Genomic DNA, 16,935 nt, shown 5'->3' with positions numbered 1-16,935 from the left:
ATTGGTGCGCCGGCTCGCGACTTGCGAGAGCCTGATCGCCGCTCCCACCAGCGCCGTGATGGCTGTGATCGGCGATCTCGAACGTCACTGGGAGTTGCTCGGACCGCTCGTGACGGTGGCGCGACTAGAGCTCGGTGCCGGCGGGCGTCCGGTCGGTGCGGAGCTGGTGGTGAGGGGGCCTTGTGGCAGCCGTCGTCGCGTGCGCACCCGCGTCGAGAGCGTCGATGAGCGCTCGCTAGTGGGGCTGGCCGTGGCGGGCCGAGGCGGCGCGCCCACGAGAGTGCGCGTGCGCTGGCGCGTGGAACCACCGCCGTCGCCCGGCACCACGCGCGTGCAGCTCGATATCGCTGCCGTCGAACTGGGCGCTTTCGACCGAGTGCTCGTGCTCCTCGGCGGTCGCCGCCTCCTGCAGCGCATCGCTGCACACGCGGTCGCGGCGCTGGCGGCGACCCTCGACGCCGACGACGGCGCGCGCAATCCCCGCGCTGTCACGCCACGCGCGCGACGTTGGCGGTAGTCGCCAGCATCCGTTCGATCTCGGCCGCTGGCAGGGGCTTCGAGAAGTGAAACCCTTGCCCGTAGGTCGACGCCATCGCTCGCAACCGCCGCACCTGCTCTTCGTCTTCGATGCCTTCGGCGACGACCTCGAGGCGCAACGTCTGGCCGAGGCTGAGGATGCCGCGAACCAAAGCTTCCTTTTCGTGATCGCGGTCGATGTCGCGGATGAAGGAGCGGTCGATCTTGAGGATGTCGATCGGCAAGCTGCGCAGACGCGACAGCGCCGAGTAGCCGGTGCCGAAATCGTCGACGGCGATGCGCACTCCCAGCGCGCGAAGACGTTCGAGCCGCGCGGCAAGCGCGTCGGAGTCCTCGGCCAGCAGGCTCTCGGTGATCTCGAGCACCACCGCGCCGGGGTCGATGCCGGTGTCGCGCAGCACGTTCTCGACGTCCTGGGCGAATCCTGGCTCGCGCAACTGGCGTGGCGAGACGTTGACGCTCACGTCGATCGTGCAGCCCTGGATGCGCGCCCGCCAGCCGGCGACGTCGGCGAGGGCACGCCGCAACACCCACAAGCCGATCGGGATGATCAGCCCGCTCTCCTCGGCGATCGGGATGAACTCGAGCGGCGGGACCAGTCCGCGCTCGGGGTGGTTCCAGCGCAGGAGCGCTTCGAGACCGGCGATGCGACCGCTCTCAAGGTCGACGATCGGCTGGTAGTGCACAAGCAGCTGATCGTGGTCAAGCGCCCGTGCCAGCTCGCCGCGCAGCTCGAGCCGGGCGAGCGCCCGCCGGTGCATGTCGGGATCGAACAGCTCGATGCGGTCCTTACCGCCCTCTTTCGCGGCGTACATCGCCGTGTCGGCGTCGCGCAGGGTCTCGGCGACGGTCGCGCCGGCGTCGAGATCGACGACGCCGATCGACGCCGACAAGCGCAGCTCGCGGCCGTCGACATTGAACGGGTCGCGCAGGGCGGCGAGTACGCGCGACGCAACCGTCAGGGGATCTTCGCCCTGCCCGAGCGAGCAGAGCAGCGCGAACTCGTCGCCGCCGAACCGCGCGACAGTATCGGCGGGCTTGGCGCAAGCTGCTATGCGCCGCCCCGCAGCGCGCAGCAACTCGTCGCCGACGCCGTGACCGAGACCGTCGTTGACGCTCTTGAAGTCGTCAAGATCGACCAGTATCACGGCCGCTCGGCCGCCTCCGCTGCGCACGCGCGCAAGCGCTTGCCCGACGCGATCCTCGAACAGCGCCCTGTTGGGAAGACCGGTGAGCGAGTCGTGGAACGCGCGGTGGCGCAACTCCTGCTCGAACTGCTTGCGCTCGCCGATATCGCGCACCGTCAAGACGATCCCGCCGATCTTTGGGTCGGTGGAGCGGTCGCTCGCGACGATTTCGGCGTGAACCGTGTAGCCGCTTTCGTGGCGCAGGCGACAGTCGATCCCGTCGCCGTTCGTGCGCGCAGCCGCAGCCGCTAAGAAGTTGGCGACCAGCGCCCGGTCCTCGTCGGCAACGAGGGCGTCGAACGGAACGCCGACGAGCGCGCACGCGTCGCGGCCGAAGAGACTCTGGGCAGCCCCGCCGGCCCAGCGGACGACGAGCTGGTCGCTGAGTACCAACAGGCAGTCGCGTGACTGCTCGAGCAGGGCCCGCAAGCGCTCTTCCTCCGCACGCTCGGCGGCACGCAGCTCCTGCGCGATCCGCATCCGCCGGCGCGTTCGCTCGAACCTCCAGGCCAGCGTTCCCACGAGCACGCCAGCGAGCAACACCGACAGCAACAGGATCAGGCGGGCGCGTGCGAGCGTCGATCGGGCGGTCGCCCGTTGCCCGCGCGCGAGCGCGGCAGCGTTTGCTTCCAACCGCTCGATCGCCGGTTGGATCCGCGTGCGAGCAAGGCGCACGGCTCGCGCTGCGTCACCGCGCTGGAAGGCGCGGTAGGCGTCCATGCCAGCGTTGAACAGAACGTTGTGATCGCGGCTGAGAACGGCGAGCGCCCTGTGCGTTCCGGTGGATCGGAGCTCGTCGAGTGCGGCTTGGATACGTGACCAGGTGCTCACCCCGGCGGCCGACAGCGCGGTGCCGAGCGGCGCCGACGCACCCTCGGTGTAGTAACGGAAGAGGCCCTGCCATGCGATCGCCGAGACGTTGGCGGCCTCGGCACGGATCTGTTCGAGCGCCACCTCCGCGCGTCGGTACTCGTCGGCACGGCGGCGTGTTGCATCGGCGACCACCATCAGCGCAGCGACACTGGCCACCCCTGCGACGGCGAGCAGCCACTGGGTAGCTGTGAGACCGCGCGGCACTAGCCGCGCGGCGACACTTCTGAGCGGTCTGAACACTTCTCCCCCGTGGGTATGGGCAGGTCCTGTATCGGCATCGGCCGCGCAGCGGCGGAAATTGATCGGCCAGGTGTCCAGGCTGTCTGGACGAGGGCCAGGCGATCCGCAGCGAAGGGTGCGAGCGTCCGCATGCCTCGCTAGCGTCGAGCGCCCATGCGCGTGATCGTCGCTCGTTGCGAGGTGGAGTACCGTGGCCGCCTGCGCACGCGATTGCCCGAGGCAGTGCGCATGGTGCTGTTGAAGGGCGACGGCTCGGTGCAGATCCACGCCGATTACGGCGGCTACAAGCCCCTCAACTGGATGAGCGCACCGACGGCGATCGAGGAGCAGCCCGGTCTTTTGCGCGTGCGCCGCGTGCGCGGGCCCGACGAAGAGATCGAGGTCCGCATCGCCGAGATCCTCGCCGACCAGGAGTTTCCACTCGACGCCGAGTCGAAGCTCGAGAAGGACGGGGTCGAGGCGGAACTGCAGCGTCTGCTTGCCCACGATCCGACATCGCTCGGCGAAGGTTTCCTGCTCGTGCGGCGCGAGTGGGCGACCGACATCGGGCCGGTCGATCTCCTCTGTCGCGACGCCGATGGCGGGTACGTGGCTGTCGAGATCAAGCGCGTCGCCACGACCGATGCGGTCGACCAGCTGACGCGCTACCTCGAGCGGATCAACGCCGATCCTCAGCTGCGCCCTTGTCGTGGCGTGTTGGCGGCTTGCACGATAAAGCCCCAAGCACGCGCCCTCGCCGAGTCGCGCGGCATCGTCTGCGCCGAGATCGATCTGGCGCAACTGCGCGGCGAGCGCAGCCCCGAGCTGCGCCTCTTCGCGGCCTGATCTTCGCGGCCTGAACGGGCGACTTCTCGCGCCCCGACGGGCGTGCGCGAACCCGAGGCGAGGTCGGGCGCACCGCCTTTATGCTCGCTTGCGATGGCACGACGCCCGGCGGCGCAGGGGGAGGTGGATTCGGCGATCGTCACCGGCAGCTTCCTGTACGCACGCCACCGGCTCGTCTACGACCGTTACGGCAGCGGCAGCCGCTACGTAGTCCTCTTGCCGGGCCTTTTGTTTCCGCGCTGGCTCAACGATCCGCTGGCGCGCGCTCTCGCCGAGCGCGGCTTCTGCGTCTACACCCTCGATCTCCTCGGGCACGGCGAGTCCGACCGTCCGACCGAGATGTGGGAGTACTCGATGACGCGCCTCGCCGAGGGCGTGATCGGGCTCCTCGATCACGAGGGGATCGAGCAAGCCGTGGTCGGTGGCCCGTCGCTCGGCGCCAACACGACGCTCGAGGCGGCCGCTCTTGCGCCGGAGCGCATCCGCGGGATGGTGCTGTCGATGCCAGTGCTCGACAATGCGCTGGTCGCCGTCGCGCTGGCCTTTACTCCCCTGCTAGTCGCTTTGACCTTCGGGGCACCCGCGATGCGTGCTGTCGCCGCGGTGGCACGGCGACTGCCGCGCGGCGTCTCGCACTTGACCGACACCGGCCTCGATTGGCTGGCACAAGATCCCAAACCCTCGGCGTCGCTGCTGCAGGGGCTGTTCTACGGACGCGTCGCTCCTCCCCACGAGCAGTGGGGCGAGCTGCGCCAACCAGCGCTCGTGATCGGGCACCCGCGCGACCCGATCCACCCCTTCTCCGACGCGGACCAGCTCGTACGGGCGCTGCCGAACGCTCGTCTCGTGCGCAGCAGCTCGATCCTCGAACTTTGGATCTCGCCGGCGCGACTGACCGACGAGATAGCTCGCTTCGCTGCGCTATGCTGGCGCACGGCGGCGCGGTCCAGGCCGCCCGCTCGGCGAGCACGCCCTAGTAACGTACGAGGCGGCCGCGTGCGCCGGACATCGACCTGAAGGTTTCGTGAGCCATCCCGCCGAAAAGACAGCGCGCACATCCCGGTTACGCGCAGCGTTGCTCGTAACGTCGGTGACGGTCGCGCTCGTCGCGAGCGGTTGCGGTGGCTCCAGCAGCAGCGCACCGGAGGTGTTCCCGAGCGGGGGCGAGCCGCCGAACGTCGGTCACGTCACCGCCGACGTGCGGGCAGCGGCGCGCGCGGCGGGCTGCGACTACAAAACGATGCGCGCCCCGGCGCGTGATCACGTAAACGACCGCAACGCGCCCGTTAAGTACAGCTCAAACCCCCCGACGTCCGGCCGCCACTTCGAGTTCGCTGCGCGCGACGGCCTCTACCAGCGCGCACCGAAAGACACCGAGCTCGTGCACTCGCTCGAGCACGGACGCGTAATTCTCTGGGCCAAGCCCAACCTGCCGCGTAGCCAGCGCGCCGCTCTGCGCGCCTACTTCGAGAAGGACGACTGGATGATGTTGCTAGTGCCACGCCGGACGATGCCTTACGCGGTAGCGATGACCGCCTGGAACGCCGATCCGGCACCGCTCGGCACGGGACGGCTGCTCGGTTGTCGCAAGCTCGACGCAGCGACGTGGCGGGCGCTGACCGCTTTCCGCGACGACAACCGCGGCAACGGGCCCGAGGCAGTCTTCTAGCCCTACCACGCCACGGCACCGGCACACACGCGCTGCATCGCCGCTTCGGCAGCGGTTCTTGCAGTGCCGCAACACTCGCCTCCGTACCCTGTTGGAATCGACGTGCGCGAGAAACCGCCGCCCCAAACCGGTCCTCGTGCGGCGCTCCGACCGGGGCCCAGTTCGCCCGCCCGGTCGCTCAAGCCGCTGTTGGCGGCAATCGCGCGGCGCACGGTCTCGCGACGCATGCTCGTGGCTGCGACCGCTGCCGCCTTTGCGATCGCCGCAGTGACCGCGCTCGTTCTCGCCGACCGTGGTCGCGTGCACGATTTCGAGCTCCCCGTGAGCACGCGAGCGCTGTCCGCCGCCGGGCAAGCCAAGCGCGCTCCCGGTGACGAGCCCAACGACCGCGGCGCACACGCGGCTGCCTCGCGACACCTACACATCGACGGCGAGGACCGGAGGGAGGTCGCGAGCGCGAAGCGGGCGCGCGACTACTCGCTGCGTCTCGCGCTCGAGCGCAAGGCCGCGACGCGCGCCATCAACGGCCAGGAAGACCACCATGCCGCTCGGCGGGAACCGGCGCCGCCGCCCCAGCGCTTCGCCTCCGATCCCCTCCCCACCGGCGAACGTGTCGACCTTGTGGGTGTGCGCTGGCACGGTCGCCCGCGCGCGGTGTGGTTGCGAGCGCGCCTCGGCGAGCGGGGGTGGACGCGTTGGGCACGGGTCGACGCGGAAGAGTCGGAGGGGCCCGATCCGCAGGCAAGCGAGGCGGTGAGAAACACGCAGCACTCACTTCCCGTATGGGTGGGTGGCGCCGACGCTGTGCAGGTGAGCACGGATCGCCCGCTGCGCGCCGCGCGCCTACACCTCGTAGTCGTTCGCCCGCGCGGTATCGCTGCTCTGGCGTCGGCGGTGGTCGAACGGGCAGGCGCAGCGGTCGCAGCGGTTGGACGGCTGTTCTCGGGGGGCACCGCCCACGCCGACGCGCAACCGCAGATCGTGCCCCGTGAAGAGTGGGCGCGCAACGAATGCAAGCCGCGCAAGCCGCCCGAGTACGGCACCGTCAAAGGCGCGGTCATCCACCACACAGTCTCGCTCAACGATTACTCACGCACCGAGGCGCCGGACGTCGTGCTGGCGATCTGCCAGTACCACGTCAACTCCAACAAGTGGAACGACATCGGTTACAACTTCCTCGTCGACCGCTACGGACGCATCTACGAAGGGCGTGCCGGCGGGATCGACAAGGCTGTCGTCGGCGCTCACGCCCAGGGCTACAACTCGCAAACGACGGGGATCGCCCAGCTCGGCACCTTCACGACGACACCCCAAACCGACGCCGCGCTGCGCGCGACGGCTGCCCTCATCCGCTGGAAACTGCCGCTGCACGGCGCGCCTACGTTCGGCAGCGTGACTTTGACCTCGGCAGGCGGGTCGGAGAACCGCTACCCCGCCGGCACACCCGTCACCGTCGAACGCATCGCCGGGCATCGCGACCTCGACAAGACGAGCTGTCCTGGCGACGCTCTCGACGCGCAACTCGCCAGGCTGCGCGAGCTGGTCGGGCGCATCGCGCCCGACCCGACACAGGTCGGCGCACAACCCACCCTCACGCTCGACCGCCCGCGCTCTCCGCTCTCCTTCGGGCGCACGGCGACGGTTACCGGACGCCTCGCCACTGCAAACGGCACGGGGATCGGGCAGGCGCGTGTCGTCGTCGAGTATCGCCGCGGCTCCCGCTGGCGAGCGCTGGCACGGGCGGTGACGGCAAGCGACGGCTCCTGGCGCGCAAGCTGGCGAGCGACACGGAGCCTGACCGTGCGCGCGCGTGCCAGCCTCGCTAACGGCGAGGGCGTTGGACCGACGACGCCGATCGCTCTGCGCGTGCGCGCGCGGCTCACGGTGGCGTTGCCACGCTCCCGCGTGCTCTACGCGGGCACCGTGTTGCGCCTGCACGGCGCGATCGCACCGACCTCGGTACGGCCGCGCCTGGTGCTCTTGGAGGCGCGCGGGAGCCGCACAGTGCGGCGCACAGTGCTCGCGCTACGGACCTCGCGGCGTGGGCGCTTCGCAGTCGCCCTGCGCGCCCCCACGCGCAGCGGTCGCTACGTCCTCTATGTCTCGGCGTCAGCGGCCGGGCTCGCCTGGACGCGCACGCCGCTTACGACGCTCACGGTCGTGCGCGGCGGAGGCGGCGGCACGCTAGCGCCCGCCGGCTGACGGCCGGGTCGGCAGAGCCGAGCGCACGCCGAAGACGGCATGTTCGTCTTGGCCGGAGGAGAGAGCGGCCGGCCCGGCTCACTCCGGCCCGAAACCCTGGTGGAGGTCGCTGCTGTAGAGACCGCGGCCGGTGACGAGCAACCCGAAGGTGCGGAGGATGATCTTCAGATCGAGCAAGAGGCTGCGGTGCTCGACGTACCAGAGGTCAAGCTCGATCCGCTCGGGCCAGGGCAACTCGGTGCGCCCGTGGATCTGCGCCCACCCCGTGATGCCCGGCTTGACCGCCAGCCTGCGCAGCTGGCGCGGGGTGTAGCGCACCACCTGGGCGGGCACCGTCGGCCGCGGTCCGACGATCGCCATCTCGCCGCGGATGACGTTCACCAAGTTGGGCAGCTCGTCGATCGACCACCTTCGCAGCCAGCGGCCCACCGGGGTGATGCGGGGGTCGTCGGCCGTGACGTAGATCCCAGCGCCCAGATGCTCGGCCCCGACGACCATGGTTCGCAACTTGAGAAGCTCGAAGACACGCCCGCCCCGTCCGACCCGTCGCTGCCGGTAGAAGACCGGCCCCGGCGACGTCAGCTTGATCGCGATTGCGGCCACAGCGAGTAGCGGCGCCGCCATCGCAAGCGCGAGACTCGCCAACGTCACGTCGAGGAGGCGCGTCGCACGACCGTGCGGCAGGGTCGGCACCGGCGGGACCGCTTCGGTCGGCGATGCCATCGACGCCGCACGACCTGCCGGCCCCTTCGCTGCTGTGCCCGCCCGATCGGCTGCGGCGCGCGTGTCGGCGTTCGCCTGCGCGGCCCCTGTCGAGGCGCTACCGTTGCCGCCGGTCCCGTGCGGATCCTCTATCTCCATCAGTTCTTCGCCACGCGCCAGGACGTCGGTGGGACGCGCTCTTACGAGTTCGCGCGCCGCTTCGTCGCGCGTGGCCACGCGGTGACGATGGTAACCGCCGCGCGCCGTCCGGACGAACAGCCCTACAGCGTGGACGGTATCGACGTGGTTCCGGTTCGTGCCGGCTACGCCAATTACGTGGCAGCGACGAACCTGCCCTACCGCCAGCGCATGGTGGCGTTCGCGCGCTTCGCCCGCGCTGCTCGCCGGGTCGTGCTCGCCCAGCCGCGTCCGGACGTCGTCTACGCGACCTCGCCGCCGTTGACGATGGCCGGCCCGGCGATCGCCGCCGCTCGCCGTTTCGGCGTCCCGCTCGCCTTCGAGGTGCGCGATCTTTGGCCGGAAGCACCGATCCAGATGGGCGCCCTGCGCAACCCGCTGCTGCGCTCGGCGGCGCGCCTGGCCGAGCGTCGCGTCTATCGCGCCGCCGACGCCTTGATCGCGCTCTCGCCGGGAATCCGCGACGGCATGGTGCAGGCCGGCGCCGACCGCGAGCGGATCACGCTCGTACCGAACGCGAGCGATCTCGAACTGTTCCGCCCCGATCGCGACGGCTGGGAGTGGCGGCGGCGCCACGACCTCGCCAACCGCTTCGTGTGCGCCTACCTCGGGACGATGGGCGCTGCCAACGACTTGACACAGGTGATCGCCGCCGCGCGTGAGCTCGAGCGGCGCGGGGTCCGCGATGTGACGATCGTTCTCTGCGGCGACGGCGCGCGGCGACCGGTGCTCGAGGCGGCAGTGGCCGAGGCCGGGCTTGCGAACGTGCGCTTCTGCGGACCGGTGCCGCGTGCCGAAGCGGCTCAGATTGCGGCTGCCGCCGACGCCCTGCTCGTGATCTTCAAGGCACTGCCCGCCCTCTGGAAAGGCTCGCCGAACAAGTTCTTCGACGCGCTTGCAGCCGGCAAGCCGGTGATCGTCAACACTCCCGGCTGGCTCGCCGAGCTGGTGGAGCGCAACGAGGCCGGCGTCTTCGTACCGCCCGACGACGGCGACGCGCTCGCGAACGCGCTTGTTCGCCTGCGCGACGACCCGCTCCTGCGCGAGCGGTTCGGGCACAACGCGCGCGCCCTCGCCGAGCGCGAGTTCTCGCGCGACTTGCTCGCCGCGCGAGTGCTCGAAGTGCTGGAAGCACTTGCCCGCAGCGGCCGCGCCGCCGACCCGCGCTCGCGCGCGCCAGAGCGGGTCGCCTGACAGCAGAGGTCACCATGATCTCGCAAGACGATCGCAGCCCCCGACCCGACGACGGCGGTGACCGGCACGCAGAAACGTCAGCTGCGGGCGTCGATCGTCGGGAAGCTATCGACCTCTCGTACTGCGTGGTGAACACAAACGGGCAGGAGCTGCTCGCCGCCTGCCTCGCAGCGATCGAGCGCAGCCACCCGCGCGAGCTCACGCACGAAGTGATCGTTCTCGACAACGCATCCACCGACGGATCTCTCGCGATGCTGCGCGAGCGGTTCCCGGGCGTATCCGTGATCGCGCTCGACACGCGCAGGGGCAAAGCCGAAAACGATTCGCAGCTCCTGGCAAGCGCCCGCGGCCGCTACTGCTTGCTCCTCAACGAGGACTCCGAGCTCCTGCCCGGCGCCGCCGCTGCGCTCGTCGCCGCCCTCGAAGCCGACCCGCGCGCAGCCGCCGCCGGCGCGCAACTGGTCGCGCCCGACGGAACCCCGCAGGCGTGCGCCTGGCGGTTGCCTGGGGTGCTGTGGGCGCTCGCCGCCGTCTGCGGGTTACAGCGACTCGCCGTGCAGAGCAAAGGCAACCGGGTGCGCGAGGTCGGGTGGTGCCAGTCGTCGGCGCTGCTCGTGCGCCGCCGGGCGGCGGCCGAGATCGGCTTTCTCGACCCCGAGTTCTTCGTCTACTCCGACGAGACCGACTTCCAGAAGCGGCTCCGCGACGCAGGCTGGCGCATCCTCTTCGTGCCGCAGGCGCGCTGCGTTCACCACGACCAGCTCTCAACCGACCCGCACGCGATGCGGCGACGGATAGTCGAGTTCCACCGCGGCCGCTCCTTGTACATGCGCAAGCACCACGGGCCGTTGACGCGCGCGCTGTGGCGTGCGGCGTGGACGTGGTTCTACTGCGTACGTTTGCTCGTTGCTTGCTTGCGCCGGCGCGACGACACACGTCGCTGGCGGTTGCACGCCTGGCAACAGCTCTTGGGAGGGCGGGGCGAAGGTCTGCGCGAAGCGGCAGCGGCGTTCAACCGCAGCCGCGCGGCTGCCGACGGGTAAGGTCCGCAGCGTGGAGCATCCTGTGCTGGCCGAGCTCGGCGCTGTCGTCGGCGCCCTCGGCTGCCTGCTCGCGCTGCTGTCGTACGACCGCGTGCCCTCGCTTGTCGGCGTGGCGGCTCTTGCTGTCGGGGAAGTGGCGCTCGGCACTTCGCTGCTTGGCACCGCCACGATCGATCGGCTCGCTTCGCCGACAGGAGCGGTCGCGGCGTTCGCCGCTTGCCTGCTGCTCGGCGTCGGCGCCGCGATCTTGGTGCGATGGCCCGCGGCGCTCGCACCACTGGCGGTGGCGCTCGCGCCGCTGCGACCGCCGCTCGACTTCGGCCCCGAACACCCGCTGTTCGTGGCGGCAGCGCGCGACGGTCGACTCGGCCGCCTGATCCCGCTCTACGCGCTTCTCGCCTGCGCGACTCTCGCCTTCGTCTGGCGGCTCTACCGCAAGGGCGGGGCACCGCCGCTGCCGCGCGCACTCGCTCGCCCAGCGAGCCTCCTCCTCGCCTTCGTGTGCCTCTCTCTGCTGTGGGCCGAGGACCGCGAAGCGGCCGCCAACTATCTGTTCTTCTTCGCCCTGCCGTTTGCGACGCTTCTCTGCGTCGTCGGGCGCACTCCGGCGGCGCTCGCGATGCCCCGCCACACGGCGTGGGTCGCCACTGGCTTGGCCGCGATCTTCGCCGCCATCGGCATCTGGCAGTTCGCTACCCACGAGCTCTTCTTCTACGCACCGAACCTCGCGCTCTCGAACGCCAACACCGACCTCTTCCGCGTCACATCGCTGTTCGGCGATCCGAGCCTCTACGCGCGCCATCTCGTGCTCGCGTTGTGCGTGATCCTCGTCGCTGTTGCGCTCGGCCGCCTGCGCGCTCGCTACGCCTGGCCGCTGGCCGTGCTCCTTTGGACCGGAATGCTGTTTTCGTTCTCGCAAACGAGCATGGTTGCGCTGATCGCCGCGACCTGTGCAATCGCGGTAACGCTGGGCGGCCGTCGGCTGAAGCTCGCCGCGACAGCCGCGGCGCTCGCCGCCTCGGTGCTCGCGCTCGGCTACGGCGTTTGGCAAGTGGCAAACGGCGTGTCGGTGAACCGCGTGTCGAGCGACCGCTTGGGCCGCCTCGAGCGCGCACTCGACGCTGCCGGCGAGAGTCCGCTGTTCGGCGTCGGCATCGCCAGCCAACCGCGCGTCAGCAAGCGCCTTGCGCACAGCGACCGACCGATCGCGAGCTTCGCCGCGCACACCGCTCCCGCCGCCGTCATCGCCGAGCTGGGTGCTCTCGGGTTCGCTCTTTTCGCCTGGGCCTGCGTCGGTGTGTGGCGCACGCTCGCAGACCTGCGCCGGTTCCACGAGCCGCTCGCGGTCGCACTCGGCGCCTGTCTCATCGCCCTGTTCGTGCACGCGCTCGGCTACAGCAACTTGCTCGAGGACCCGCTCACCTGGGTGTTGCCCGCGCTGGCGGCAGCGTGGTTGGCGCGGCCCGATCCAGAGAGCCGCTGGCGGGCCCGTCAGCGCGCGCGTAGCAGCGAACCGGACGCGCGTGGTGCGAAGACGCGCCAGCTCTCTGCGCTCCCGACAGCCGAAGCGGCGCGATGACCGGGGAGCACGCTCCAGCGCGCGAAGCCAATGCCCTCGCGGAAGCCGCGGGTGGGCCTGGCGCCCGAGCGGCCACTCCCCCCGGCCGAGACGCCACACCACCGCGACCGGCCGGTGTCAGCGCAAACGCCCACGTCGGTCTCGCCGTGGCGGCAACGCTGCTCGCGTGTGCAGCGATCAACCTTCCCGAGCTCGGCAGCGACGGGTGGCCGTTCCGTCCCGGCGAGGTTCGGCCGACAGGACCCCTCGCCTGGCTTGCGCGCCTCGTCGACGGTCGCCCCGATCTTGGTCTGCCACGCGCAGCGGCCATGTGCGCTGCGCTGATTGCGGTCGGCTACGGCGTCACGACACTCGCACGCGGGCGCAGTTCGCTGCGCGGAGCGGTCGCAGTCGGGGCGTTAGGTGCGCTGTTGCTGCTAGTGCCGGCGACCGCCATCCAGTTGGCGCTGCGCTCCGCGACCGCCCCGTGGTTCTACACCAACGACTCCACCTACCAGATCGAGCTGGCGGGCGACCTCGTTTTGCGCGGCGAAAGCCCGTACGGTCACGACTGGCGCGGTTCGGGGCTCGAACGCTTCTACACCTTCGACGGCAGCCGATCGCCGCGCATCGAGCGCACCGAGCCGGCCCTCGACCACTTCGCCTATCCACCGGCCTCGGCCTTGAGCGGCGCGCTTTGGCGCTTGCTGCCGGCGCCGTTCGACGACTACCGCCTCTTCGTGCTGCTGGCCACACTCGCTGCCGGCGCGGCAGCGCTCGGTTTGAGCGGACCGCCGGCGGCCCGCGCCGCCGTCGCCGTCTTTCTTGTCGCTAATCCGATCGCGGTGCGGTCGGTGTGGTTCGGTCAGAACGACGCGCCCGCGCTGGCGCTTTCGGTGCTCGCTTGCGCGCTCGCGCTGCGGGGGCGAGCGGCGTCGGCGCTCGCCGCGCTCGCACTCGCTGGACTTTTCAAACAGTTCGCGCTATTCGTCGCCCCGTTCGTGGCGGTGATCGTCGCGCAGCGAGCGGGCGGGCGGGCGCTTGCCCGCGGGTCCGCGGTCGCTGTCGCTGTGCTTGTGGCGGCGAGCTTGCCGTTCTTCGTCGCCTCGCCGAGTGCGTTCGCGAGCGATGTGGTGGGCTACGGCGCCGCGACCTACCGCATCGTCGGTTACGGCCTCGCGGGGATCTTGGTCGAGATCGGAGCGATCGGCGACCGCCGCGGTTACTACCCCTTCGTGCCGCTGTTCGTGACGGTGTGGCTGCCGCTCACGGCTTGGCTGACCCTCCGCAGCTGGCGCGACCGCTCAGCCGGGGCGCCGCTGGGCTACGCCGCTGCGGCGCTGACCGTGCTCCTCTTCATCGGGCGAACGTTCAACAACTACTACCTCGTTTGGCCGCTGACCTTCGCCCTCTGCGCGCTGCCGCCGCTCGCAGCCGAACGTGAGCGCGTCCCCGCGCCGCCGCTCGACCGCGGCACGAGCGCGTGAAGGTGCGCGCGGCCGACGACGTACAACCTCTCGCCGTCGGTCACCACCGGGTTCGCGTACTTGCCGGCGCGGAACCGCCACACCTCTCGCCCGGTACGCGCGTCGAGCGCATACGTGCCGTCGGGTCCGCGCTTGACAGCACGCTTTGCTGCCGACCCACAGCTCGAGCACGTCGAGTAGTAGACGAGGCCATCTAGCACCGTCGGTGCGCCGTGCACGGCGCCCGGTGCCTCGCGCACCCAGCGGACGTCGCCTGTCGCGGCGTCGAGCGCGTAGAAGCGTCCGTCGTAGGTGCCGGTGAAGATCGAGCGGCGCCAGGCGGCAGCAGCCGCGTAGATGTAGGTGCCGAGCGGCCGCGCCCACAGCAAACGACCACTGCGAGCACCGAACGCGTACATCGTGCCGTCGGTGTTGCCGATGTAGACGCGCCCGTAAGCGACCGTCGGGGTGGCGTAGAAGAACTCGCGCATCCCGAAGCGCGCGTGCGCCTGCGCTCGCCAGCGCAGGCGCCCCGTGCGCGCGGACAAGGCGTAGAGCGAGCCGGCGTCGGTAGCGATGTAGATCGTTCCCCGCCAGTACGCCGCCGAGGTGTTCACCTGCTCGTCGGTGGCGAAGCGCCAACGCACGCGGCCGGTGCGCGCATCGAGCGCGTAGACGTTGCGGTCCCACGACCCGACGTACACCGTTCCCTTGACGACTAGCGGCGACGACTCGATCGGGGCGGCTCGGAAGATCCACTTGCGTTTGCCGGTGCGAGCGTCCCAGGCGACGACGTAGCCGCTCGCGCCGGGCCGGTCCTGCGGACAGGGCACGAAGTCCATCCACGACTGGATGACGAGCCCCCGCCACAGGGCGGGCGAGGCAGCGGAGCAGCGGCCCGTGCGTTTGCGCCACACGGCCTTCCCGGTGCGCGCGTCGAGGGCGAAGAACAACCCTCGCTGCTGCGGCTGGAACACCATGCCGTAGCCGACGACGGGCGGAAACTCGAGCGTGTCGCGAGCGTCGATCGTCCACAGGCGTCGGAAGGGGGGCCGCAGGTCGAAACCGGCCGCGACATGGGTGCGAGCGGAGTCGAAGCCGTAGGTAGGCCAGGGAACGGCGGGCGTTCGCGGCTGGCGCTCGCGCGCGGGCTCGGTGGGGACGAACTCTTCGCGCGCCGAGCCGCGCTTCTCGAGCGGACGCGTCTGGTCGCGGACCCACAGCGCGAGCACAACCGCAAGAGCCAGCGCGGCCGCCGCCGCCACGCCCAGCAGCGGCTTTCTCTTCGCCAGTCGGCGCACGAGGCGTAGCTTGTCAGATGGCCGCTTCCCGCCCACTCCGTGGGGGAACGGGCCGCTCTCCGCCCCCCGAGCGCGGCGCCCAGCCCCAGCGAGCCAGCCGCCCCAGCGCGCTTGCCGCGCGGCACCCCAGCTCTAGCTAGCGTGCCGTCAGCGCACCGGCGAGGGAGATCGTCACGCGCCGGACATCGTCCCGGAAACTGCGCGGCACAAGCTGCGCGAGCCAGCCGTCGACGCCTGCTTGGACGACAAGCCCACGTCCGTAGCGGTAGGCGACAAGTGCGGTGGCTCCGTCGGGCGCGGCCGCGACGGACAGCGTCCTTGCGCCGGTCGGCAGCTTCCTCGTCACCTCGAAGCGGTCGAAAAGGCCGATCAAACGATCGACGCGACGGAAGACGCCCAGGGTGTCGCTCTGTACCGCGAGCGGCGCCGGGGCGTAGCGACGCAAGCTGGTGAGCGCCCCGAAAACGTCGGTGGGGCGCCGCTCGCCGCAGTCGAGGCGCTCGCCCACGATCGCGCACGACCGGTGCAACGAGTCGCGCCCGAGGAAGGCGATCGCTCCCCCGGCTGCGACGTGGCGCCGGATCGCGACACGCGTAATGGCGCCCGCGTAGCCGAGGCTGCCAGCCACCACGATGCTCGGGCCGACCGCGCCCGCCACCGAACGCCCGGCCGCAAGCCAGCGACCACGCTCGAGCTCGACGTCGGTGGCAATGTCGACCGTGAAACGGGCGCGCTCGAGCAGGCGCACAAGCGTGGCGACACGGCCGGCCTCGCTCGCTATCCGCGCAAAAGGCCGCACCAGCGACACCGTGCCGCCGCGCGGTCCGATCGTCTCGACGAAACCGTCGCTGTCGCCGTCGGCGGGGTTCGCCGCCTGCCAGCTCGATAGCGGTACGACCACGAGCAGCCGGCGCTCGCCACCGCCGCGTACGGTGCCCTCGACCGCAAGCGGCCACGACGCGCGCACGCGGCCGCGCTCGACGGTGACAACGTACAGGCCGGTGCGCGCGCTGACCGGCACGCGCAGGCGGAAGGAGCTGCCGACGGCACGGAAGCGACGCAACGTGCCGGCCGAGCCGGGTCGTCGGAGCGACACGCGATAGGCACCCTCGCGCGCGCCGGTCGGCGCGACTGCGAAGCGCACTCGCGTCCCGGGTCGCACGGCGACCACCGGTCCCGTCACGGCGAGTCGCGTCACCGTCACGCCGGTGCCGGCGCGCGCGACCTGCGCGGTCGGCACGCGAGCCGGCGCCAGGCGCTCGTTGCCCGCCCGGTCGCGCACGCGCACCGCGAAGGCGTAATGGCCGGGAGGGGCCGGCCGCTCGCCGACCCGGCCGTCCCACACTCCCGTGCGACCGTGGCCGCGGAAGCGCGCGACCAGACGCGCACGACCGAAGCGGTCACTGCGGAAGACGAAAAACTCGGGGGAGCGATTGGCGGGACCGGCGTAGCGCACCGTTACGGGCTCGCCGGGCGCCGCCAGCGCCGGTTTCGCCGCTACCAGGTGCACAGCCGGTGGCTTGGTGTCGACAACCAGCTCCTTGATCGAGTCGACGACACGCCCCTCGTCGCGCGCGATTACGCGCAAGCGGTAGATGCCGTCGGATACACGGCGCCCGTCGTCGTCGCGACCATCCCAGCGGAAGCGGTAACGCACGTCGCCAGGCAGCCGACGGAAAGGCACAAGCTCGCGCACCTCGCGGCCCTCGGCGTCGATCACCCGAAACGAAACGACGGCGTCGCGGGTGAGGTCGAAACCGACTGTGGCGGTGTCGCGTACGCCGTCGCCGTTGGGAGAGAACGCCACGGGTTGTGTCGCGAAACGCAGCACGAGGGGAAAGCCGCCCTTCAAGCGCTGGGTGGCGATGAAAGCGCCCAAGGTCGCCACCAACACGGTCGCGAAAAGCAGGCGTGTAGCCGGCGAACGCACGCCGGAACCC

13 protein-coding genes are annotated in these 16,935 nt (G+C 70.8%); 9 read left to right on the top strand and 4 right to left on the bottom strand.

The features are described 5' to 3' along the window. The first annotated feature begins 4 nt into the window (after positions 1-4). Entirely contained in the window at positions 5-517 is a 513-nt protein-coding gene (locus tag JDY09_RS00210; RefSeq protein ID WP_274716808.1) for an SRPBCC family protein, read from the top strand. On the opposite strand, the gene JDY09_RS00205 is transcribed toward JDY09_RS00210, so the two are convergent. After that, the gene (locus tag JDY09_RS00205) at positions 489-2,837 is read right to left on the bottom strand and encodes a putative bifunctional diguanylate cyclase/phosphodiesterase (RefSeq protein WP_274716807.1); all 2,349 of its coding nucleotides are present in this window, start codon (positions 2,835-2,837) and stop codon (positions 489-491) included. The genes JDY09_RS00210 and JDY09_RS00205 overlap by 29 nt on opposite strands. A 153-nt stretch (positions 2,838-2,990) precedes the next feature. Between JDY09_RS00205 and nucS the strand changes: the two genes are divergently transcribed. The 4 genes from nucS to JDY09_RS00185 all read left to right on the top strand — a co-directional run bounded on the left by nucS (position 2,991) and on the right by JDY09_RS00185 (position 7,533). Next, the gene (gene nucS, locus JDY09_RS00200) at positions 2,991-3,662 is read left to right on the top strand and encodes an endonuclease NucS (protein WP_274716806.1); all 672 of its coding nucleotides are present in this window, start codon (positions 2,991-2,993) and stop codon (positions 3,660-3,662) included. Positions 3,663-3,755: 93 nt separating this feature from the next. Continuing rightward, entirely contained in the window at positions 3,756-4,679 is a 924-nt protein-coding gene (locus JDY09_RS00195) for an alpha/beta fold hydrolase (protein ID WP_274716805.1), read from the top strand. Between the two features lie 58 nt (positions 4,680-4,737). After that, complete coding sequence (locus JDY09_RS00190; RefSeq protein WP_274716804.1) at positions 4,738-5,331, top strand: DUF3105 domain-containing protein; 594 nt, start codon at positions 4,738-4,740, stop codon at positions 5,329-5,331. A 189-nt stretch (positions 5,332-5,520) separates the two neighbouring features. Then, positions 5,521-7,533, top strand: coding sequence for a peptidoglycan recognition protein family protein (locus JDY09_RS00185; RefSeq protein WP_274716803.1), 2,013 nt, complete (start codon positions 5,521-5,523; stop codon positions 7,531-7,533). 78 nt (positions 7,534-7,611) lie between these two features. Here the strand turns inward: JDY09_RS00185 and JDY09_RS00180 are convergent, their stop codons facing one another. After that, on the bottom strand, positions 7,612-8,256 hold the full coding sequence (locus JDY09_RS00180; RefSeq protein WP_274716802.1) for a sugar transferase: 645 nt from the start codon (positions 8,254-8,256) through the stop codon (positions 7,612-7,614). A gap of 117 nt (positions 8,257-8,373) precedes the next feature. Between JDY09_RS00180 and JDY09_RS00175 the strand changes: the two genes are divergently transcribed. The 4 genes from JDY09_RS00175 to JDY09_RS00160 all read left to right on the top strand — a co-directional run bounded on the left by JDY09_RS00175 (position 8,374) and on the right by JDY09_RS00160 (position 13,715). Continuing rightward, positions 8,374-9,627: a glycosyltransferase family 4 protein gene (locus tag JDY09_RS00175; RefSeq protein WP_274716801.1), complete on the top strand. Its 1,254-nt coding sequence runs from the start codon at positions 8,374-8,376 to the stop codon at positions 9,625-9,627. Between the two features lie 14 nt (positions 9,628-9,641). After that, a complete protein-coding gene (locus tag JDY09_RS00170; protein WP_274716800.1) occupies positions 9,642-10,670 on the top strand; it encodes a glycosyltransferase family 2 protein in 1,029 nt (342 codons plus the stop codon). A 10-nt stretch (positions 10,671-10,680) separates the two neighbouring features. After that, positions 10,681-12,249, top strand: coding sequence for an O-antigen ligase family protein (locus JDY09_RS00165; protein ID WP_274716799.1), 1,569 nt, complete (start codon positions 10,681-10,683; stop codon positions 12,247-12,249). 146 nt (positions 12,250-12,395) lie between these two features. Further along, positions 12,396-13,715 (top strand): glycosyltransferase 87 family protein, encoded by a 1,320-nt coding sequence (locus JDY09_RS00160; RefSeq protein ID WP_274716798.1) that lies wholly within the window; start codon positions 12,396-12,398, stop codon positions 13,713-13,715. Here JDY09_RS00160 and JDY09_RS00155 read toward each other — a convergent pair. Continuing rightward, positions 13,610-14,959, bottom strand: coding sequence for a PQQ-like beta-propeller repeat protein (locus JDY09_RS00155; protein ID WP_274716797.1), 1,350 nt, complete (start codon positions 14,957-14,959; stop codon positions 13,610-13,612). The two genes, JDY09_RS00160 and JDY09_RS00155, sit on opposite strands and share 106 nt — an antisense overlap. Positions 14,960-15,131: 172 nt before the next feature. Then, the gene (locus JDY09_RS00150; protein WP_274716796.1) at positions 15,132-16,925 is read right to left on the bottom strand and encodes a N,N-dimethylformamidase beta subunit family domain-containing protein; all 1,794 of its coding nucleotides are present in this window, start codon (positions 16,923-16,925) and stop codon (positions 15,132-15,134) included. Positions 16,926-16,935: the final 10 nt, after the last annotated feature.

Origin of the sequence: Thermoleophilum album (assembly GCF_028867705.1) — a bacterium.
Lineage (GTDB): Bacteria > Actinomycetota > Thermoleophilia > Solirubrobacterales > Thermoleophilaceae > Thermoleophilum.
This window is presented reverse-complemented; position numbering and strand designations above follow the sequence as displayed.